At 58.1% G+C, this 20,845-nt stretch carries 15 protein-coding genes and 2 rRNA genes (1 of these 17 cut by a window edge); 8 read left to right on the top strand and 9 right to left on the bottom strand.

The window, feature by feature from the left end:
• From AB4O01_RS10610 to mrdA, 3 genes are all read left to right on the top strand, one after another.
• A 23S ribosomal RNA gene (locus AB4O01_RS10610) occupies positions 1-1,903 on the top strand (it extends 991 nt beyond the left edge of the window).
• A 152-nt stretch (positions 1,904-2,055) separates the two neighbouring features.
• Positions 2,056-2,171, top strand: a 5S ribosomal RNA gene (gene rrf / locus AB4O01_RS10605).
• A gap of 224 nt (positions 2,172-2,395) precedes the next feature.
• Positions 2,396-4,288, top strand: a complete 1,893-nt coding sequence (gene mrdA / locus AB4O01_RS10600) for a penicillin-binding protein 2 (RefSeq protein ID WP_034156458.1) — start codon at positions 2,396-2,398, stop codon at positions 4,286-4,288.
• A 65-nt stretch (positions 4,289-4,353) separates the two neighbouring features.
• Here the strand turns inward: mrdA and AB4O01_RS10595 are convergent, their stop codons facing one another.
• From AB4O01_RS10595 to AB4O01_RS10575, 5 genes are all read right to left on the bottom strand, one after another.
• On the bottom strand, positions 4,354-5,025 hold the full coding sequence (locus AB4O01_RS10595; RefSeq protein WP_099756803.1) for a hypothetical protein: 672 nt from the start codon (positions 5,023-5,025) through the stop codon (positions 4,354-4,356).
• An 85-nt stretch (positions 5,026-5,110) separates the two neighbouring features.
• Positions 5,111-5,317, bottom strand: a complete 207-nt coding sequence (locus AB4O01_RS10590; protein WP_007910409.1) for a helix-turn-helix domain-containing protein — start codon at positions 5,315-5,317, stop codon at positions 5,111-5,113.
• Positions 5,318-5,326: 9 nt separating this feature from the next.
• Positions 5,327-5,932, bottom strand: coding sequence for a hypothetical protein (locus AB4O01_RS10585; protein ID WP_460091638.1), 606 nt, complete (start codon positions 5,930-5,932; stop codon positions 5,327-5,329).
• 604 nt (positions 5,933-6,536) lie between these two features.
• Complete coding sequence (locus AB4O01_RS10580) at positions 6,537-6,941, bottom strand: lysozyme inhibitor LprI family protein (protein WP_414926287.1); 405 nt, start codon at positions 6,939-6,941, stop codon at positions 6,537-6,539.
• Positions 6,942-6,998: 57 nt separating this feature from the next.
• Positions 6,999-7,919 (bottom strand): ADP-ribosylglycohydrolase family protein, encoded by a 921-nt coding sequence (locus tag AB4O01_RS10575; RefSeq protein WP_460091636.1) that lies wholly within the window; start codon positions 7,917-7,919, stop codon positions 6,999-7,001.
• Positions 7,920-8,115: 196 nt separating this feature from the next.
• On the opposite strand from AB4O01_RS10575, the gene AB4O01_RS10570 reads away from it, so the two are divergent.
• A complete protein-coding gene (locus tag AB4O01_RS10570) occupies positions 8,116-8,604 on the top strand; it encodes an SRPBCC family protein (protein ID WP_093433632.1) in 489 nt (162 codons plus the stop codon).
• 444 nt (positions 8,605-9,048) lie between these two features.
• On the opposite strand, the gene acnA is transcribed toward AB4O01_RS10570, so the two are convergent.
• Positions 9,049-11,790 (bottom strand): aconitate hydratase AcnA, encoded by a 2,742-nt coding sequence (gene acnA / locus AB4O01_RS10565; RefSeq protein ID WP_460091634.1) that lies wholly within the window; start codon positions 11,788-11,790, stop codon positions 9,049-9,051.
• 222 nt (positions 11,791-12,012) lie between these two features.
• On the opposite strand from acnA, the gene rlmM reads away from it, so the two are divergent.
• Both rlmM and tusA read left to right on the top strand, forming a co-directional pair.
• The gene (rlmM, locus tag AB4O01_RS10560) at positions 12,013-13,086 is read left to right on the top strand and encodes a 23S rRNA (cytidine(2498)-2'-O)-methyltransferase RlmM (RefSeq protein WP_093433641.1); all 1,074 of its coding nucleotides are present in this window, start codon (positions 12,013-12,015) and stop codon (positions 13,084-13,086) included.
• A 182-nt stretch (positions 13,087-13,268) separates the two neighbouring features.
• Positions 13,269-13,517, top strand: a complete 249-nt coding sequence (tusA, locus tag AB4O01_RS10555) for a sulfurtransferase TusA (RefSeq protein WP_093433644.1) — start codon at positions 13,269-13,271, stop codon at positions 13,515-13,517.
• 49 nt (positions 13,518-13,566) lie between these two features.
• Here the strand turns inward: tusA and AB4O01_RS10550 are convergent, their stop codons facing one another.
• Positions 13,567-14,976 (bottom strand): MATE family efflux transporter, encoded by a 1,410-nt coding sequence (locus tag AB4O01_RS10550; RefSeq protein ID WP_099756799.1) that lies wholly within the window; start codon positions 14,974-14,976, stop codon positions 13,567-13,569.
• Between the two features lie 159 nt (positions 14,977-15,135).
• On the opposite strand from AB4O01_RS10550, the gene pdxB reads away from it, so the two are divergent.
• Positions 15,136-16,278: a 4-phosphoerythronate dehydrogenase PdxB gene (gene pdxB, locus AB4O01_RS10545; protein WP_460091632.1), complete on the top strand. Its 1,143-nt coding sequence runs from the start codon at positions 15,136-15,138 to the stop codon at positions 16,276-16,278.
• A gap of 168 nt (positions 16,279-16,446) precedes the next feature.
• On the opposite strand, the gene AB4O01_RS10540 is transcribed toward pdxB, so the two are convergent.
• Complete coding sequence (locus AB4O01_RS10540) at positions 16,447-16,626, bottom strand: PA1571 family protein (protein ID WP_093433652.1); 180 nt, start codon at positions 16,624-16,626, stop codon at positions 16,447-16,449.
• A gap of 256 nt (positions 16,627-16,882) precedes the next feature.
• Between AB4O01_RS10540 and AB4O01_RS10535 the strand changes: the two genes are divergently transcribed.
• Complete coding sequence (locus AB4O01_RS10535) at positions 16,883-18,688, top strand: ABC transporter transmembrane domain-containing protein (protein ID WP_186624467.1); 1,806 nt, start codon at positions 16,883-16,885, stop codon at positions 18,686-18,688.
• Between the two features lie 82 nt (positions 18,689-18,770).
• Here AB4O01_RS10535 and AB4O01_RS10530 read toward each other — a convergent pair whose 3' ends face one another.
• Positions 18,771-20,699: a transglycosylase SLT domain-containing protein gene (locus AB4O01_RS10530; RefSeq protein WP_093433658.1), complete on the bottom strand. Its 1,929-nt coding sequence runs from the start codon at positions 20,697-20,699 to the stop codon at positions 18,771-18,773.
• Positions 20,700-20,845: the final 146 nt, after the last annotated feature.

The following is a 20,845-nucleotide window of genomic DNA, read 5'->3' as shown; positions in this document are numbered from 1 at the left end:
AGGTCCCAAAGTTATGGTTAAGTGGGAAACGATGTGGGAAGGCTTAGACAGCTAGGAGGTTGGCTTAGAAGCAGCCACCCTTTAAAGAAAGCGTAATAGCTCACTAGTCGAGTCGGCCTGCGCGGAAGATGTAACGGGGCTCAAACCATACACCGAAGCTACGGGTATCACCTTCGGGTGATGCGGTAGAGGAGCGTTCTGTAAGCCTGTGAAGGTGAGTTGAGAAGCTTGCTGGAGGTATCAGAAGTGCGAATGCTGACATGAGTAACGACAATGGGTGTGAAAAACACCCACGCCGAAAGACCAAGGTTTCCTGCGCAACGTTAATCGACGCAGGGTTAGTCGGTCCCTAAGGCGAGGCTGAAAAGCGTAGTCGATGGAAAACAGGTTAATATTCCTGTACTTCTGGTTATTGCGATGGAGGGACGGAGAAGGCTAGGCCAGCTTGGCGTTGGTTGTCCAAGTTTAAGGTGGTAGGCTGAGATCTTAGGTAAATCCGGGATCTTAAGGCCGAGAGCTGATGACGAGTGTTCTTTTAGAACACGAAGTGGTTGATGCCATGCTTCCAAGAAAAGCTTCTAAGCTTCAGGTAACCAGGAACCGTACCCCAAACCGACACAGGTGGTTGGGTAGAGAATACCAAGGCGCTTGAGAGAACTCGGGTGAAGGAACTAGGCAAAATGGCACCGTAACTTCGGGAGAAGGTGCGCCGGTGAGGGTGAAGGACTTGCTCCGTAAGCTCATGCCGGTCGAAGATACCAGGCCGCTGCGACTGTTTATTAAAAACACAGCACTCTGCAAACACGAAAGTGGACGTATAGGGTGTGACGCCTGCCCGGTGCCGGAAGGTTAATTGATGGGGTTAGCTAACGCGAAGCTCTTGATCGAAGCCCCGGTAAACGGCGGCCGTAACTATAACGGTCCTAAGGTAGCGAAATTCCTTGTCGGGTAAGTTCCGACCTGCACGAATGGCGTAACGATGGCGGCGCTGTCTCCACCCGAGACTCAGTGAAATTGAAATCGCTGTGAAGATGCAGTGTATCCGCGGCTAGACGGAAAGACCCCGTGAACCTTTACTATAGCTTTGCACTGGACTTTGAATTTGCTTGTGTAGGATAGGTGGGAGGCTTTGAAGCGTGGACGCCAGTTCGCGTGGAGCCATCCTTGAAATACCACCCTGGCAACTTTGAGGTTCTAACTCAGGTCCGTTATCCGGATCGAGGACAGTGTATGGTGGGTAGTTTGACTGGGGCGGTCTCCTCCTAAAGAGTAACGGAGGAGTACGAAGGTGCGCTCAGACCGGTCGGAAATCGGTCGTAGAGTATAAAGGCAAAAGCGCGCTTGACTGCGAGACAGACACGTCGAGCAGGTACGAAAGTAGGTCTTAGTGATCCGGTGGTTCTGTATGGAAGGGCCATCGCTCAACGGATAAAAGGTACTCCGGGGATAACAGGCTGATACCGCCCAAGAGTTCATATCGACGGCGGTGTTTGGCACCTCGATGTCGGCTCATCACATCCTGGGGCTGAAGCCGGTCCCAAGGGTATGGCTGTTCGCCATTTAAAGTGGTACGCGAGCTGGGTTTAGAACGTCGTGAGACAGTTCGGTCCCTATCTGCCGTGGACGTTTGAGATTTGAGAGGGGCTGCTCCTAGTACGAGAGGACCGGAGTGGACGAACCTCTGGTGTTCCGGTTGTCACGCCAGTGGCATTGCCGGGTAGCTATGTTCGGGAAAGATAACCGCTGAAAGCATCTAAGCGGGAAACTTGCCTCAAGATGAGATCTCACTGGAACCTTGAGTTCCCTGAAGGGCCGTCGAAGACTACGACGTTGATAGGTTGGGTGTGTAAGCGCTGTGAGGCGTTGAGCTAACCAATACTAATTGCCCGTGAGGCTTGACCATATAACACCCAAGCAATTTGCGTCGAAGAGACCAGATTGCGGTGTGTGAAGACGAAACGAACCGAAAGTTCGATGTTCACAAAACACCGAAAGCTGTCACATACCCAATTTGCTGAAGCGAGGCCATCTGGTCACGAGTCAGTACCCGAATTTCTTGACGACCATAGAGCGTTGGAACCACCTGATCCCATCCCGAACTCAGCAGTGAAACGATGCATCGCCGATGGTAGTGTGGGGTTTCCCCATGTGAGAGTAGGTCATCGTCAAGATTAAATTCCGAAACCCCAATTGCGAAAGCAGTTGGGGTTTTGTTTTGCCCGCAGGAAAGTTTTCACAAGACAACGCTGTCCCAGCCGTCGCAAGAAATGGCCATTGGGGAAATTCCTTCTGAAATGACCGGGCAGTTTTTGGTATGGTGCAGCTCGTTTTTTTTAACGGACTGATGTCATGCCCACGGATCGGTACTCATTTATGTCGAAGAGTTGCTGTAGAAATGCCTGAACCGATCCCGATCAAAGACCACGAAAAAGAGACGCGCCTGGTCAACAAACGTTTGATCGCCTGCGCCTTGTTCGTTTTCGCCATCAGCTGCGCCCTTGTCGTGCGCCTGTACATCCTCCAGGTGGTGGAGTTCGACTACCACTCCACGATCTCCGAAAACAACCGCGTCCACGTATTGCCGATCCCGCCGACACGCGGCTTGATCTACGACCGCAACGGCGTCTTGCTCGCCGATAACCGCCCCAGTTTCAACCTGACTATCACCCGCGAGCGCGCCACCGACGTCAATCAAGAACTGGACGAGGTCATCAACCTCCTGCACTTGCCTGCAGAAGATCGTACAGTCTTCGATAAAGCCATGAAGCAGTCCCGTCACCCGTTTACGCCGGTCACGCTGTTCTATGAGCTGACGGAAGAGCAAATTGCTGTATTGGCCGTCAATGAGTTCCGCCTCCCGGGCCTCGATGTCGAACCCCAGTTCGTCCGGCATTACCCGCTCGGCGCGCATTTCGCCCACTCGATCGGCTACGTCGGGCGGATCAATGAAAAAGAGTCGAAGAGCCTCGACTCGGTCGAATATCGCGGTACGCAATCCATCGGCAAAACCGGCATCGAACGCTTCTACGAGGCGCAACTACACGGCCACGTCGGTTACGAAGAAGTGGAGACCAACGCTCAAGGTCGCGTACTGCGTGTGCTCAAACATACCGACCCGGTCCCGGGCCAGAACATCGTCCTGAGCCTCGACATCAAACTGCAGGAAGCCGCCGAAGCCGCGCTGGGTGATCGTCGTGGTTCAGTGGTAGCGCTCGATCCGTCGACGGGCGAGGTATTGGCCATGGTCAGCAATCCGAGCTTCGATCCGAATCTGTTCGTCACCGGTATCAGCTCCAAGGAATACTCGGCACTGCGAGATTCGATCGACAGGCCGCTGTTCAACCGTGTGCTGCGCGGGCTCTACGCACCGGGCTCGACGATCAAGCCAGAAGTGGCAATCGCCGGCCTCGACGCCGGCGTCGTGACACCGCAGACGCGCGTCTTCGACCCCGGTTATTACCAACTCCCGGACTTCGATCACAAGTACCGCAACTGGAACCACAGTGGCGACGGCTGGGTGGACATGGACGCGGCGATCATGCGTTCCAATGACACCTATTTCTACGACCTTGCGCATAAGCTCGGCATCGATCGCCTGCACGATTACATGGCAATGTTCGGCTTGGGTGAGAAGGTCTCGCTGGACATGTTTGAAGAGTCGCCCGGCCTGATGCCATCGCAAGCGTGGAAGCGCGCGACCCGCCGTCAAGCCTGGTTCCCGGGCGAAACGGTCATCCTTGGCATCGGCCAGGGCTATATGCAGGTCACACCGCTGCAACTGGCTCAGGCCACGGCATTGATCGCCAACAAAGGTGTCTGGAACCGGCCGCACCTGGCCAAGACCGTCGACGGTGTCGCTCCTGTCGACGAACATCCGATGCCGAACATCCTGCTCAAGGATCCGCGAGACTGGGAGCAGGTCAATCACGGCATGCAGATGGTCATGCACGATGCGCGAGGCATTGCTCGTGCGGCCGCGGCCGGTGCGCAATATCGCATCGCTGGCAAGAGTGGTACCGCGCAAGTGGTGGCGATCAAGCAGGGCGAGCGCTACAACCGCGAGAAAACCCTGGAGCGCCACCGCGATAACGCCTTGTTCGTTGGCTTTGCGCCGGCCGAGCATCCGAAGATTGCGATTTCGGTGATGATCGAGAACGGCGAGGCCGGTGGTCGTGTTGCCGGCCCTGTGGTGCGGCAGATCATGGACGCCTGGCTGCTTGATCAGGACGGTCATCTCAAGCCGCAATACGCCGCGCCGACGAAAGCGCCGGGTGACCCGCACGTTTAACCTTCAACAGTTCACAATAGCGGCTCATGCAAGCTGAGCCGTTACTGTGATCTGTCTTGCAAAGCCTATTTGCAGCGGTAACCCTCGGGCATCGTGACGGTGTAGTTGCGCTGCACGCGATCCTCGAAGTTCAGGTTCTGCAAGCCCTGTTCTACCAGAAAGGCTTCAACCTTGGTGGATTGGCAGTCTTCGTTATAGGACGACGCGCGAAGCAGGTAGACCGGGCGCTTGCTGACTTCGTCGCGGGCAGTGGCAACGAAGGTGCTGAGCGTGGTGTAACCGGTGCGCTCCGAGGTCCCTACCGGTCCATAGGTGGTGTTCGGTTTACTTGTACAGGTCAGTCGGTCGTCTTTTTTCTTGCTGGTCTTGCACACGGTAGAGGTGCTGGTCGGCACTTGCCCATAGTCGGTGGCGGTATAGCGGTAAGTCACCTGTCGACTGCCAATATCGAGGCTGACAGTCATTTTTATCGGCGCGTGGTTCTTTGGCAGACTGGCGTCGGTATAGACCTCCTGGAAACCCCTGTCTTTCAGCGCGTTAACCATGTCGCGAAGATAATAGCGGGCATTAAGAGCGTTTTCGTCGCTGCCACTCGCAGACGTCACCAGCACAGTCGCCTTTCGGTCAAAATGATAGTCCGGATCGGGTGTGGCATTTAGCGCGACGTCCATTTGCGTGGCGCAGCCGCTGATCAACGCTGTCAGTAAAAACAGCGCGCAAAGTAAAAACCGGGTCATGAGAAAGCCGCCTTACAAACTAAGGATTGAATAAGAGTTAAACGGTGTGGACTGGCGACAATTAACTTGCACGCCTGCGCAAGGCTCAGTCTTTCTGGTATTCCAGCAAATCGCCTGGCTGGCAATCGAGTGCTGCGCAGAGCTTGTCCAGGGTGGCCATCTTCACGCCCTTGACCTTGCCATTCTTCAGTAATGACAGATTGGCCTCGGTGATGCCCAGCAGGCTGGCCAACTCTTTCGAGCGAATTTTTTGCGTGGCCATGACAACGTCAAGGCGGACGATAATGGTCATTGTATTGTTCTATATGTATTGGCTTTGCTCATCGCTGAGTACTTTTGCATCGCGCATGATAATTGAAAACAAACAGAGCAATACGCCTTTGACAATCTCGTAGGCAGAAGTGGAAGACAGGCCGATCGAGAACTGAAAAATACGATCCCCTGGCGGCAGATCAATAGACAGGGCCAAACCTTGCAAGGTCTCTATCAGGGGGTAGGCGGCCGGAGAAATGATGCACAGAATCCCCACTCGCCATAACACCTTGATGTTGCGCTCGGTCCAGGTTTCGCCGCGGGACAAGCGCAGGAAAAACAACCCTGTCAGCCAGAGCACGTAGGTCGAAAGCAGGACGGGCAGGAAATCCAAAACGACGAGCAGCGCAGTGACCAGTGGCGAGAGCCATGTATTGGGGGCAAGCAGGGCACCTTCGACAAACGGGTCAAGTAATTGCGGCGAGTTTTCGGCGAAGGCGTAGAGCAGAGCCGCGAGCATTTCATCCGTTTGGAAGAACCAGATCGAAGCGTTGCCACCGACCTCGGTCACCGCTAAGACCCAGACAAGAATCGCTGCCAGTAATCCCACCCAATGCATGCGCTGCAGTGCCAATCCGTTGTTACGAGTACTCATGAAAAATCCTTGCGGTGTCATTGGGAATGACTAATTTTCGATGTTAAATTATCGAATGGCAATAATAAATTGTTCTTGTTTTGTGAAGGGCGTTGTTGGCATCGGACGCAGTGGTCATAGAGTGAACCTCAGTTCAATCGATTTTCGGGGATTTCTATGTCGATAGATTTTCGAGTTCGAAGCAAGTCGAGAGCAGGGGAGGGCCGCGACCTACGCGGTGGCCGCTGATATCGATGACGGGTTCTGCGAATGATTGGAGCGGGGGGCATGCGCCACAAGCATGCTTCAGTCCCCGCTCTAACCGGTCTTACTTGATCTCGGTAATGAAGTTTTCCCGCGAGCGCCGAACCTTTTTCAAGTTGACCAACCACTCTCCCTCAGTGGCTCTATGCCCTAGCGGCAGAATCACTACACTGCGGAAGTTGCGGGCCGTGAGTCCGAGGATTTCATCGATGGCTGCCGGGTCGAAACCTTAGGTCTGATCAGTGTGCTCGTCATCAAATTCCGTAAAGGTGAAAGATGTTCTCCGCCCCCACATTTGAAATGCATTCCAATGTGGGAGCGAGCCTGCTCGCGAAGGATCCTCAAAGCCGCCGCAAAAAAATCAGGCCCCAGGCACCGGGCAGCTCATGTCACCTTCTTCACACTTCAAATACTGTTTCAGCGACTCAACCCGCAGCTTGGTCACCCCCGTCAGACAACTGCTGTAAACCCACGGATAAACGCTCCCGCCAGTAACTCTTGACGATGAAAACTTGCACTCGGCATCCCGAAACCCGAGCCACGCCCGCTGCGCGCTGACCAACAGCTTCTTGCCATCCGGGTTGTCCTTCAATCGCCCGATGATCTGTTGATACACGGTGTTCAACTCTTTGTCCGCCGCTTTGAAATCCTGCCCGGCGCACTGATTCATCGTCGCCTGATCGCTGGCATTGGCGCAGTCGACGGCGGCGTGGGCGAGGGGAGTGAACAGAAAGGGGGTGAGGGCCAGAAGCAGGCGTGGGGACATGGTCAAGTCTCGCTGTATCGAAGATAAGTGCCGAGCAGTGTAGCGGCTGCTTCGCACTTATTCAGGCAGGCGCATTCGGGAGGCGTCGAGCAAACGGTCGGCGATGGCCGCAATCTCTTCACCATCGTGCAGCCTTTCCAGCCAATGTGCAGGAATGCCCCGCACGCCGTAATAGGCGCCGGCCAACTGACCGGTGATCGCGGCGGTGGTATCGGCGTCATCACCCAGGTTGGCCGCTCGCAAAATGGCCGCTTCGAAGCTGTCCGTCTGGTGAAAGCACCACAGCGCCGCTTCCAGGGACTGCACGCTGTAGCCATTGCCTTTGATGTCCGTCTCGGACTGAACGAGGTATTCGCCACGCGCAATGGCGACGACCTTGGGTTGCGAGAAGCTGGCGGAAGGCAACTGACGCAGCTCTGCTTTGCTTGCGCCTTCAAGCGCTCTGGCAGTCAACCCGGCCAACAATTGGCAGCATTCGATGGCTTCAGGTGCTGCGTGGGTGGTTCGCGAACTGTCGGCGGCAAAGCTCTGGATTTTCCGGGCATCGGGAAAATAGAACAGCACCACCGGCACCAGACGCATCAGCGAACCGTTGCCGGCGCTGTACGGGTCGGTCGAGCCGGCGAAGGGATCAGCGGTTTGTTGATACTGCGCGAGCGCCTGGCTGACGGTCATGCCGACATCGAAACATTCACCGGTCGAACTGAGGTAACCCCATTGCCACCAGTTGAGGTAGCGGCCCATCTGATCGGCAGCGTTGAATCCATTCTTGTTCAGCAGGCTTTCTGCCAGACAGAGGGCCATGGAAGTGTCATCGGTCCACTGCCCTGGCTTGAGGTGGAACGGGCCACCGCCGACCATATCGGTCAATGGTGGGAATGATCCCCGTGGTTTGAACTCAACCGTAGTACCGACAGCGTCGCCGCACGCAAGACCGAGCAGGGCTCCGCGGTAACGTTCAGCGAGGGATGGCGGCATGATTCGTCCTTGTAGATTCAAATTCGCTGGAGAAGGTAACAGTTTCGTTGGGCAGAGGGTGCCTGGATCCATCACAGCAACGGTCAAAAAGTGCAGCTTGATGTGTCCTTGCCGATGAATGACTGCACCGCCTTGATACAACTTCACATTGGACATGTGGTCATACAGGCCTAGTGTTCAAAACAGGAGGTGACGTATGAAACCAGTACCCAATAGTTTCGAACGCAAAATCACGCTCAAGGCGCCGCGTTCGCATGTCTGGCGTGCATTGGTCGATGCCGAGGCGTTTGGCCAGTGGTTTGGGGTGGCGCTGGAGGGCAGGCGTTTTATTGCCGGTGAATGGACGCAAGGGCAGGTCACGTATCCGGGTTATGAACACGTGTTGTGGAACGTGCTGATCGAGCGGGTCGAGCCGCAGCAGTTGTTTTCGTTTCGCTGGCATCCGTATGCGGTCAATCCGAAGATCGACTACTCCCAGGAGCCGACTACGCTGGTCAGGTTCGAGCTGGAAGACTTCGAGAGCGGTACGTTGCTGAAAGTGTCCGAATCCGGCTTCGCGCACATTCCTGACATTCGCCAGAAAGAGGCGTATTACATGGACAGCCGTGGCTGGGAGGAGCAGTTGAGCCGGCTCGAACAGTTTCTTGCCGAGAGCGCCAAGGCCCGCGAGCGTGACGGTGGCTGAGACCTTCGAATCTTGCCTGAACGACAGCGACAGCCGGCCATGTGCACGGTGGTGCTGGAAACAGGCCCCAGGACAGCTGAACGTCGCGTAGATCGTGGCTTCCATGCTTGCTGCCTGACACGGCTAGGGGTTTTCGGAAGGGTTGCTATGGCGAATGTCCTACACGCGCTGGTAGCTTTTACGACTATTGGCGATTGGATCCACCGCGTAATCTACACACATCAACTGAGACACAGGGAGTGTTTCAGGATCAAGGATGATCGACCATTTGCAAGGATCGCTGCCGACAGGGAGTCGATAATGGTCTTGGGAAAAACCCGCTTCGGCGGGTTTTTTTTCGCCTGTATGTAGGAGCTGCCGCAGGCTGCGATCTTTTGACTTTGGCTTTTAAAAAGCAAGATCAAAAGATCGCAGCCTGCGGCAGCTCCTACTTTGGTTTGTGCGTTACGAGGCGATCAATTGGCGCAGGACGTAATGCAGGATCCCGCCCGATTTGAAGTACTCCACCTCATTCAACGTATCGATCCGGCACAACACCTCGATCTTCTCCTGGCGCCCGTCCTCACGGGTGATCAGCAGCGGCAGATTCATCCGCGGTGTCAGCTCGACGCCGGTCAGACCCTGGATTTCAAAGGTTTCCTTGCCGGTGAGATTGAGGCTCTTGCGGTTCTGATCAAGCTTGAACTGCAGCGGCAACACGCCCATGCCCACCAGATTGGAACGGTGAATTCGCTCGAAGCTTTCCGCGATCACCGCTTTGACCCCCAGCAGATTGGTGCCTTTGGCCGCCCAGTCACGGCTAGAGCCGGTGCCGTATTCCTGTCCTGCAACCACCACCAGCGGCGTTCCCGAAGCCTGATACTTCATCGCCGCGTCGTAGATCGCCAGTTTTTCGCCGGTCGGAATGTAGATCGTGTTGCCACCTTCTTCACCGCCGAGCATTTCGTTGCGAATACGGATGTTGGCGAAGGTGCCGCGCATCATCACTTCATGGTTGCCACGCCGTGAGCCGTAGGAGTTGAAGTCTCGTGGCTCCACGCCTTTTTCGCGCAAATAACGCCCGGCCGGGCTGTCGGCCTTGATGTTGCCGGCGGGGGAGATATGGTCGGTGGTCACCGAATCACCCAGCAGGGCCAGCACCCGTGCACCTTTGACATCCTTGATTTCAGGCAACGGGCCGGAAATGTCGTCGAAAAATGGCGGATGCTGGATGTAAGTCGAATCGTCCTGCCACACATACGTCGCCGCTTGCGGCACTTCGATGGCTTGCCACTGTTCATCACCGGCGAACACTTCGGCGTATTCCTTATGGAACATTGCCGTACTGACCTGATTGACCGCGTCGGCGATCTCTTTGCTGGTCGGCCAGATATCGCGCAGGTACACCGGATTGCCTTGCTGATCTTCGCCCAGCGGTTCGCTGCTGATGTCGCTGCGCACGCTGCCGGCCAGGGCATAGGCGACCACCAGCGGCGGTGAGGCCAGCCAGTTGGTTTTCACCAATGGATGCACGCGGCCTTCGAAGTTGCGGTTGCCGGAGAGCACGGAGGCGACGGTGAGGTCAGCTTTCTGGATGGCTTTCTCGATCGGCTCCGGCAGTGGCCCGGAGTTGCCGATGCAAGTGGTGCAGCCATAGCCGACCAGGGAAAAGCCGAGCTGATCGAGGTATTGCGTCAACCCCGCAGCCTTGTAGTAGTCGGTGACCACTTTCGAACCCGGTGCCAGCGAACTCTTCACCCAAGGTTTGCGGGTCAGACCTTTTTCCACCGCTTTTTTCGCCAGCAGGCCGGCGGCCATCATCACGCTCGGGTTCGAGGTGTTGGTGCAGGACGTGATCGCGGCGATGACCACGGCGCCGTTTTTCAGGCGATAAGTGTGGCCTTCATATTCATATTCGGTTTCGCCGACCAGATCGGCATTGCCCACCGCGACACCGCCACCGCCTTCACTTTCCAGACGTCCTTCTTCTTTACTGGTGGGTTTGAATTGCAGATCCATGAAGTCGCTGAACGCTTGTGCGACATTCGGCAGCGAAACGCGATCCTGCGGGCGTTTTGGCCCTGCGAGGCTTGCTTCGACGCTGCCCATGTCCAACGCCAGGCTGTCGGTGAACACCGGCTCTTGACCGGGCAGACGCCACAGGCCTTGAGCCTTGGTGTACGCCTCGACCAGTTTCACCACTTCCGGTGGCCGCCCGGACAGGCGCAGGTATTCCAGCGTTACGTCGTCAACGGGGAAGAAACCGCACGTCGCGCCATATTCCGGGGCCATGTTGGCGATGGTCGCGCGGTCGGCCAGCGGCAGGTCGGCGAGGCCGTCACCGTAGAACTCGACGAACTTGCCGACCACACCTTTCTTGCGCAGCATTTGCGTGACGGTCAGCACCAGGTCGGTGGCCGTGATGCCTTCCTTGAGCTTGCCGGTCAGTTTGAAACCGATCACTTCCGGAATCAGCATCGACACCGGTTGCCCGAGCATCGCCGCTTCGGCTTCGATCCCGCCGACGCCCCAGCCGAGTACGCCGAGACCATTGATCATGGTGGTGTGCGAGTCGGTGCCGACCAACGTGTCGGGGAACGCGTAGGTGCGGCCGTCCTCATCCTTGGTCCACACGGTGCGGCCGAGGTATTCGAGGTTGACCTGGTGACAGATACCGGTACCCGGCGGCACCACGCTGAAATTGTCGAAAGCGCTCTGGCCCCAACGCAGGAAGGCGTAACGTTCGCCATTGCGCTGCATTTCGATGTCAACGTTCTGCTCGAACGCGCTGGCGGTGGCGAACTTGTCGACCATCACCGAGTGGTCGATCACCAGATCCACCGGCGACAACGGATTGATTCGCTGCGGATCGCCACCGGCCTTGGCCATCGCCGCACGCATGGCGGCAAGGTCGACCACGGCGGGCACGCCGGTAAAGTCCTGCATCAACACCCGGGCAGGGCGGTATTGAATCTCGCGGTCGGAGCGGCGCTCCTTGAGCCAGGCGGCAATTGCCTTGAGGTCGGCGCCGGTGACCGTTTTTTCATCTTCCCAGCGCAGCAGGTTTTCCAGCAGGACTTTCAGCGACATGGGCAGCTTGTCGAGGTCGCCCAGGCTTTTGGCGGCATCCGGCAAACTGAAATAGTGGTAGGTCTTGTCATCGATTTGCAGGGTTTTGAGCGTTTTCAGACTATCGAGGGACGGCATTACGATCACTCCTTTGAATCCGCACGGCTACGGATTGAGGGGACGAATAGAGCTTTAAACCTAGCCCTGTTTTAGGTAGCTGGCTAATAACTGGACTCTATGAGCGGAACCAAGGTTCCGACATCGGCTATCATGCGCCGGTTTTCGTGACAGGCTTTGCTTCAACGCAAGGCCTGAGCATCGCGCGGCGGCCGAATGATCGCCCGCTGCCCAGGAGTAAGAATGAACACCCTATTCATGCATTGCCGGCCAGGCTTCGAAGGCGAAGTCTGTTCGGAGATTTCCGACCTCGCCGCGCAACTCAACGTGGCCGGCTACGCCAAGGCCAAAGCGGCTACCGCCTGCGCCGAGTTTGTCTGCACCGAAGAAGACGGCGCCGAGCGCCTGATGCGCGGTCAGCGTTTCGCTGAATTGATCTTCCCGCGCCAGTGGGCGCGCGGGGTTTTCATCGATTTGCCGGAAACCGACCGCATCAGCGTGATCCTCGCGCACATGGCCGGATTCCCGGTGTGCGGCAGCCTGTGGCTGGAAGTCGTCGACACCAACGACGGCAAGGAACTGTCGAATTTCTGCAAGAAATTCGAAGGCCCGCTGCGCAAGGCCCTGACCGGCGCCGGCAAACTGGTGGATGACGCCAGCAAACCGCGTCTGCTGCTGACCTTCAAGAGCGGTCGTGAAGTGTTTCTCGGCATGGCCGATGCCGGCAATTCGGCGATGTGGCCGATGGGCATTCCGCGGCTGAAGTTCCCGCGTGAAGCACCGAGCCGTTCGACGCTGAAGCTGGAAGAGGCATGGCACCACTTTATCCCGCGTGATCAGTGGGAGGATCGTCTGCACAGCGACATGACCGGCGTTGACCTCGGCGCCGCGCCGGGCGGCTGGACCTGGCAACTGGTCAATCGCGGCATGCTGGTGACCGCGATCGACAACGGCCCGATGGCTGAAAGTCTGATGGATACCGGACTGGTTCAGCATTTGATGGCAGACGGTTTCACCTTCAAGCCCAAGCAACCGGTGGACTGGATGGTCTGCGACATCGTCGAGAAGCCGGCGCGCAATGCCGCGATGCTGGAAGAGTGGATCGGCGAGGGGCATTGCCGCGAGGCGGTGGTCAATCTGAAACTGCCGATGAAGCAGCGTTACGCCGAGGTGAAGCGTTTGCTCGAACGCATTGCCGATGGTTTCAAGGCACGCGGGATCAAGGTCGATATCGGCTGCAAACAGCTGTATCACGACCGCGAAGAAGTGACCTGCCATTTGCGCCGTCACGACACCAAGAAAGCCAAATCCCGCTGACACAACACATAACCCCTGTAGGAGTGAGCCTGCTCGCGAAAGCGCTGCGTCATTCAGCATTGATGTTGGCTGACACTACGCCATCGCGAGCAGGCTCACTCCTACAGGGGTGTGGCGTAACGCCACAGATGACCGAATACCCGGCAATGCGCGACAATGCCGGCCAGTTTCAGGAGTGAATCATGAGTGAAATGATCGATACCCCGGTCGACGGCACCCTCGACGCCACCGGCCTCAATTGCCCGGAGCCGGTGATGATGCTGCATCAACACATTCGTGATCTGGCGCCCGGCGGCCTGCTCAAAGTGATCGCCACCGACCCGTCGACCAAACGCGATATCCCCAAGTTCTGCGTGTTTCTCGACCATGAACTGGTGAGCCAGCACGAAGAGGCCGGTACTTATCTGTACTGGATCCGCAAAAAGTCCTGATCAAAGGCAAAAAAAAGACCTGCATCTGCAGGTCTTTTTTTATGGGCGATCAACCCGCCGAGCGACTGATCCGAATACGCTTGCGCGCACTGCGCGTCAGGCGAATCGACAGCATCAACGCCGCACAGCTCAAGCCCACGATCAAACCCTGCCACAAACCACTCGGGCCGCGTGGCTCGCCGAGCCAGTCGGTCAGACCAAGGGCGTAACCCACCGGCAAACCAATGCCCCAGTAGGCGAACAGGGTCAGGATCATGGTCACGCGCGTGTCCTGATAGCCACGCAGCGCGCCGGCGGCGGTGACCTGGATCGCGTCGGAAAACTGGAACAGCGCCGAATACACAATCAGCATCGCCGCGATGTGAATCACCGTCGGGTCAGCGGTGTAGATTGCCGCAATCGGCTCGCGCAGCAACAGCATCATGCTCGCCGACAGGCAGGCGTACGCCAGCGCGGTGCCCATGCCGACACCGGCAGCAAACCGCGCCTCGCGTGGTTCTTCGCGGCCCAGCGCCTGACCGACACGCACGGTAACGGCCATGCCCAGCGAATACGGAATCATGAACACCAACGAACTGACGTTCAGCGCAATCTGGTGCCCGGCCACTACAGTGGCGCCGAGGCTGCCGATCAGCAGGGCGATCACGGCAAAAATGCTCGACTCGGCAAACACGGCGATACCGATTGGCAGACCAATCGCCAGCAGACGCTTGATCACTGTCCATTGTGGCCAGTCGAAACGGCTGAAGATTTCGCTCGAACGATAGGCCGGTGCCCAGCGCTCATAACCGGCCAGCCCCAGCGCCATCACCCACATCACGATGGCCGTGGCCCAACCGCAACCGACGCCGCCCATCGCCGGCACACCGAAATGGCCATAGATGAAGATGTAGTTCAGCGGAATGTTCAGCGCCAGACCGCACAGGCCCAGCACCATGGCAGGACGCGTACGGCCGATGCCGTCACTGGTGCAGCGCAGCACGTGATAGAAAGCCACCGCCGGCAGACCACTGGCGATGCCGTGCAGGTATTGCATGCACGGGCCGATCAACTCGGGATCGACCTTCATCAGGTGCAGCACCGGCTCGGCGGCTACCAGCATGGCGGTGGCGATCAGTCCGACCACCAGCGCCAGCCACAACGCCTGACGGACGATAGGGCCGATTTCGCTGTGGGTACCGGCGCCGAAGCGCTGAGCGACTTTCGGCGTGGTTGCCAGCAGAGTGCCGGTCATCAGCAGAAACACCGGCACCCAGATCGAGTTGCCCAGCGCCACCGCTGCCAGATCCTTTGGCCCGACGCGGCCAGCCATCACCGCGTCGACGAAGCCCATGGCCGTAGTCGCCAGTTGCGCGATGATGATCGGCAATGCCAGGGCGAGCAGGTTCTTGAACTCCAGGCGAATCCGCGCGGGGCGAGTGAGGGAGACGGCGACAGGTTGATCAGTTACAGAATTCACGGGAAAAACGTCCACAGCTGTTGATGCGCAAGGCGCCGCATTCTACGCCGCTGACGCCTTGGTCAGGAAAAATCCTCTGTTGCGGATTTGTAAGCGCAAAGCCCGCTGGCCCGGCGAACGATCTGCACCTAAACTGCCGATCCGCCTAAGGAGCCCGCCATGCTGATTGTTGCCGACGAAAATATCCCGCTGCTCGATGCCTTTTTTGCCGGTTTCGGCGAGATCCGCCGGGTGCCGGGCCGTTCCATCGACCGTGCGACGGTCGCGCAGGCCGACGTGTTACTCGTGCGCTCGGTGACCAACGTCAACCGCACGTTGCTTGAGGGCAGCAAGGTGCGCTTTGTCGGTACCTGCACGATCGGCACCGATCATCTGGATCTCGACTACTTCAATGAGGCCGGCATCACCTGGTCGAGTGCACCCGGCTGCAATGCCCGAGGCGTGGTCGATTATGTGCTGGGCAGTCTGATGACCCTCGCCGAAATCGAAGGTGTCGATCTCACTCAGCGGACTTATGGTGTCGTCGGCGCCGGTGAGGTGGGAGGGCGTCTGATCAAGGTTCTGAAAGGGTTGGGCTGGAACGTCAAAGTCTGCGATCCGCCGCGTCAGGCTGCCGAGGGCGGCGATTACGTGAGCCTTGAGCAAATCATTGAGCAGTGTGACGTAATCAGTCTGCACACACCGCTGACACGCAGCGGCGTTGGTGCGACCTGGCATCTGTTCGATCAGCAGCGTCTGCAGCAGCTCAAGCCCGGTGCATGGCTGATCAACGCGGCGCGTGGTCCGGTGGTGGATAACGCCGCGCTGCGCGAAGTGCTGCTGGAGCGTGAAGACCTGCAAGCCGTTCTCGATGTCTGGGAGGCCGAGCCTGAGGTTGATGTTGCATTGGCCGAACTTTGCGTACTGGCCACTCCGCACATTGCCGGTTACAGCCTTGATGGCAAACAGCGCGGAACGGCGCAGATCTATCAGGCTTACTGCCAATTCATCGGCCAGCCAGCAAGCATTCAACTCAGTGAGCTGCTACCGGCGCCGTGGTTGTCGCAAGTGACCTTGCATGGCGACAGCGATCCGGCTTGGGCGCTGGCGATGTTGTGCCGAGGCGTGTACGACCCGCGCCGTGATGATGCGGATTTTCGCCGCAGCCTTGTAGGTAATGTTGGCGAGCAGCGGGTGGCGTTCGATGTGTTGCGTAAACAGTATCCGGTGCGGCGCGAGATTGAAGGGCTGAAGGTGCGGATTGAAGGGGATTCGCCGGCGTTGGCGAAGATCGTCGCGGCGCTGGGGGCGGTGACGCTCTAGAAACCGGGTCGGCCCTTTCGCGAGCAGGCTCGCTCCCACAAGGATCTCGCACTCACTGACGATCTCCTGTGGGAGCGAGCCTGCTCGCGAAGGTCTCACCACAAATGCCGGATTTACAGACAGAAAAAACCCGGCCAAAGGGGCCGGGTCAGGAAGACGGTGGCTATATCACTTTTGTTTGGCAGGCTTGACCAATCGCTTGTCCAGTTCGCGGCACGCGTCCTGGATCATGTCTTCGGTGATCGGTACTTCACGCCCATCCTTATCGATAATCGAGCAACCCAGAGGTTGGCCGGGCTTGGTGCGGATCACTTCAATCTTGTCATCGCTGCTGTGTTGCAAGGACATGGCCTGTCTCCTCATCAGGTTGTTTACCCAGATTAAAACCGCCACGTGACCAGGCTGTGACAGCGCCTTTCGATCCGTCATGAGCGGCCATTCCAGTCCAACAGAAATGACCGTTCGTCTCAACCTTGACGTTAGACCGATAGCAACTATGGCCTAGTCTTTGGGGGCATATTTAACCTGACTCATTGTGATTTACAGAGTTCCACCCCAAAGAAGGTTTACGCTAGCCCTTTCATCAACACGGATGTACACCTGAATGACCCCGAAGCTTTCTTCACGACACCGTCGCGCGCTGCGTCTGACCAGTCGATTTCTGGCCCCTTACCGCTGGCAGGTCATCGCTGCGCTGCTGGCATTGATCGTTACGGCCGCCGTCACTTTGTCGATGGGGCAGGGGATCAAACTGTTGGTCGACCGGGGCTTCATGACTCAGTCGCCGCACCAGCTCAACCAGAGCATCGGCATCTTCATGTTGATGGTGCTGGGTCTGGCGGTGGGCACGTTTGCCCGGTTCTACTGGGTGTCGTGGATCGGCGAGCGCTGCGTGGCCGACATCCGCCGCGAGGTGTTCAACCATCTGGTCTATCTGCACCCCGGGTTCTACGAGAACAACCGCAGTTCCGAGATCCAGTCGCGGCTGACGGCCGACACGACGCTGTTGCAATCGGTGATCGGCTCGTCGTTGTCGATGTTCCTGCGCAACCTGTTGATGGTTATCGGTGGCGTCATCCTGCTGTTCGTGACCAATGCGAAACTCACCAGCATTGTGGTGATTGCCTTGCCGTTCGTGGTTGCGCCAATCCTGATTTTCGGCCGGCGCGTGCGCAATCTGTCGCGGCTGAGCCAGGACCGGGTCGCCGATATCGGCAGCTATGTGTCGGAAACCCTCGGCCAGATCAAAACCGTGCAGGCCTACAACCACCAGGTCCAGGATGAGCGGCGTTTCGCGACGACGGTCGAGGACGCGTTTGACACCGCGCGAAAACGCATCTTTCAGCGTTCGTGGATGATCACCATGGTAATCGTGCTGGTGCTCGGCGCCGTGGCGGTGATGTTGTGGGTCGGAGGCATGGACGTGATCGCCGGGCGCATCACCGGGGGTGAACTGGCGGCGTTTGTCTTTTACAGCCTGATCGTCGGCAGTGCGATTGGCACGTTGAGTGAGGTGATCGGCGAACTGCAGCGCGCGGCGGGGGCCGCCGAACGTATCGCTGAACTGCTGGGTTCGGAAAACATCATCCAGCCGCCCGTCAGCGGGTTGATGACCTTGCCGGAGCGCGTGCGGGGTGAATTGCAATTGCAGGACGTGCGTTTTTCCTACCCTTCGCGTCCGGAAAGCTACGCCGTCAACGGTTTGAATCTGACCATTCGCGCTGGCGAGACACTGGCGCTGGTGGGGCCGTCCGGCGCTGGCAAGTCCACCGTGTACGACTTGCTGTTGCGTTTTTATGATCCGCTGGAAGGGCAGATCCTGATTGATGGCGTGCCGTTGACCAGCCTCGATCCGCTGGACCTGCGCCGTCACTTCGCTCTGGTATCACAATCGCCGGCGCTGTTTTTCGGCAGTGTTGAAGAGAATATTCGTTACGGCAATCCCGGGGCGACGCTGGAGCAGGTCAAGGACGCGGCAAAAATTGCTCACGCCCACGACTTTATCGAGAAAATGCCCAACGGTTACCAGACCCATCTCGGCGATGGTGGCCTCGGCCTGTCCGGCGGCCAACGTCAGCGCTTGGCGATCGCCCGGGCGTTGCTGGTCGACGCACCGATCCTGCTGCTGGACGAAGCCACCAGCGCCCTTGATGCGCAGAGCGAACACCTGATTCAGGAAGCCCTGCCGAGCCTGATGCAAAACCGCACCACGCTGGTGATCGCGCATCGACTGGCCACGGTGAAAAACGCTGACCGGATTGCGGTAATGGATCAGGGCAAGCTTGTGGCCATTGGCACCCATCAGGAACTGATTGCCAGCAATCCACTGTATGCGCGGTTGGCGGCTTTGCAGTTCAATGATGGCAAGAGTGCTTCAACGAATCCTGTCACCGATCCTGCCATTCACTAAATAGCCGCTCAGGTTGTGCCCATAAAAAATGCCCGTATCTCGCGATACGGGCATTTTTCTTTAGTCGGCGTCAGTCGGGTGATCACTGATCGTCGAAGTAGCGCTCATGCCAGTCCACCAGCGGCTGCGGCGAGTTGAGCTTCTGGCCGTAGATCACCGAGTACGACAGCACGTTCTGCACATACTGACGGGTTTCGTCGAACGGAATGCTTTCCACCCACACGTCGAAGCTCAGGTGATCGGCGCCGCGCAGCCATTGGCGTACGCGACCAGGACCTGCGTTGTAGGCGGCGGAGGCGAGGACGCGGTTGCCGTTGAACTGGCTGTGCACCTGGCTCAGGTAAGCGGCGCCGAGCTGGATGTTCTTGTCCGGGTCCAGCACTTGCTGCGGCGAGGCCAGCGGAATGCTGAATTTGCGCGCGGTTTCCTTGGCGGTGCCGGGCATCAATTGCATCAGGCCACTGGCGCCGACGCCGGAGCGGGCGTCGTCCATGAAAGCGCTTTCCTGGCGGGTGATGGCAAACACCCAGCTCGAATGCAGGCCACGTACCTTGGCTTCACGCACGAGCGTTTCGCGGTGGGCCATCGGGAAGCGGATATCCAGATCGTCCCAGTACTGCGCCTGACTGATGGTGCGGATCGCCGGGAAATACCATTTCAAGTCGTAAGCGAGTTTCGCCTGGGCAACCATTTCATCGCGATTGAAATGGCGGCTGACGTGATACCACTCGCGACGACCGTCGACGATTTGCCCACGGGCATGGAATTCCAGCGCGCGGCGTACACCCGGCGTGTTGCGCACCTTGTTGATCAGCGCCTGGCTGAGGACCAATGGCTTGTTGTTCAGCGAGTACGGCGATTGCGAGCGGTCGGCGGCAAGGAAACCGTAGAAATCACGTTCGCGCGCAAGGTTTTTGTACAGCGTCTGTGCTTCCGGGTTTTGCGGCTGGGCCAGTTCCAGACTGCGTGCCTGCCAGTAGCGCCAGCGGTTGGTGGTGGCCAGATCCTGCGGCAGACGGCGGGTCAACTGATAGGCGTCGTCCCAGCGCGCCAGACGCAGGAGGAGGCGCAAGCGCCATTCCGAGACGGTGTTGTCGCGCAGCTCCGGGTCGTACTTGGTCATCACGTCCAGCGCACGGCTGTCGAAACGCCGAGCGAGGGTCAGGCCGATCTCCCGGGCGATCGCAACTTTTTCATCGCGGGAGAAATGCATGCTGCTGGCGTAACCGTCGAGCAACGCCATGGCCTTGTCCGGATCCTGACGGGCCAGTCGGCGCAAGCCGAGGCTGACCACATCGGACATCGGTTCATCGGCCGGGGTGAAGCGCGAAGGCTGATTGAGCAACTCCGGTTTTTGCGCCACATCCACCAGCAAACGACCGCGCGGGGCGAGGGTGGTCAGGCCGTTGACCAGACTGTTGGCCAGTGGATAGTTGCGTGCCTGAGCGGCGAGCTTGGTGCGCTCCCAGCGTTTCTGTTCAGTGAGCTGGCCATCGGCTGCCCAGATGCCGAACAGCGCGTCACACGCCGCAGGTTGCGATTTACCGGTCAGCCAAAGCTTGTCGGCGTTGGCGTAACCTTCGGCCTTATGGTTGCTGCTGATCTGGTACTGCGCATTCAGGCAGTCCAGTTCAGTGAAGTTGAGTTTCGGGTCGTAATACTTGACGAAGGTCGCCCAGTCGCCACGGTCGGCGAGCCAGCGCAACCAGCGCAGTTTCATCCAGTTGGCCTGGGGCAGGTCACCGTGTTCGGCGAGGAACTTCTCGATTTCCGCGTTGCTCGCGGTTTTCAGCCGCGCGGTCAGTTCGTCGTAGGCCAGATACGGTTCCAGCGGGTAATCGGCCAGCGCCTGGCTGTAACGGAAATACGGGCCGGTATCACCCTTGGCCAGGGCGCGCTTGGCTTCATCGTAATACTGGCGTTGGGTGGACAGGTCCACCGCCTGGGCGGATTGAGCGGCAGCGGCGGTAAGTAGCAAACAGGACAAGACACTGAAAAGGCGACTGCGCATGAGACATCCGGGCAGAGAAATCATGACAAGTGCCGACCTCGGTCAGCACTGAATTGTCTGTAGCTTAGCCTTTTGCCAGCAAGCGGCGAAAGCTTTGCCGGCCTCGCAGCACAAGTTCGCAACAAATGTTGTGCAGAGTGCTTCGA

The sequence above is a fragment of the Pseudomonas sp. S2_E02 genome, assembly GCF_054668355.1.
Note: the sequence above shows the minus strand (reverse complement) of the source record. Positions and strands in the feature narration are given on the sequence as shown.

Coding starts and splice junctions, on each gene's coding strand:
- mrdA (WP_034156458.1), top strand. CDS start 2,396: ATGCCTGAACCGATCCCGATCAAAGACCACGAAAAAGAGACGCGCCTG.
- AB4O01_RS10595 (WP_099756803.1), bottom strand. CDS start 5,025: ATGACCCGGTTTTTACTTTGCGCGCTGTTTTTACTGACAGCGTTGATC.
- AB4O01_RS10590 (WP_007910409.1), bottom strand. CDS start 5,317: ATGACCATTATCGTCCGCCTTGACGTTGTCATGGCCACGCAAAAAATT.
- AB4O01_RS10585 (WP_460091638.1), bottom strand. CDS start 5,932: ATGAGTACTCGTAACAACGGATTGGCACTGCAGCGCATGCATTGGGTG.
- AB4O01_RS10580 (WP_414926287.1), bottom strand. CDS start 6,941: ATGTCCCCACGCCTGCTTCTGGCCCTCACCCCCTTTCTGTTCACTCCC.
- AB4O01_RS10575 (WP_460091636.1), bottom strand. CDS start 7,919: ATGCCGCCATCCCTCGCTGAACGTTACCGCGGAGCCCTGCTCGGTCTT.
- AB4O01_RS10570 (WP_093433632.1), top strand. CDS start 8,116: ATGAAACCAGTACCCAATAGTTTCGAACGCAAAATCACGCTCAAGGCG.
- acnA (WP_460091634.1), bottom strand. CDS start 11,790: ATGCCGTCCCTCGATAGTCTGAAAACGCTCAAAACCCTGCAAATCGAT.
- rlmM (WP_093433641.1), top strand. CDS start 12,013: ATGAACACCCTATTCATGCATTGCCGGCCAGGCTTCGAAGGCGAAGTC.
- tusA (WP_093433644.1), top strand. CDS start 13,269: ATGAGTGAAATGATCGATACCCCGGTCGACGGCACCCTCGACGCCACC.
- pdxB (WP_460091632.1), top strand. CDS start 15,136: ATGCTGATTGTTGCCGACGAAAATATCCCGCTGCTCGATGCCTTTTTT.
- AB4O01_RS10540 (WP_093433652.1), bottom strand. CDS start 16,626: ATGTCCTTGCAACACAGCAGCGATGACAAGATTGAAGTGATCCGCACC.
- AB4O01_RS10535 (WP_186624467.1), top strand. CDS start 16,883: ATGACCCCGAAGCTTTCTTCACGACACCGTCGCGCGCTGCGTCTGACC.
- AB4O01_RS10530 (WP_093433658.1), bottom strand. CDS start 20,699: ATGCGCAGTCGCCTTTTCAGTGTCTTGTCCTGTTTGCTACTTACCGCC.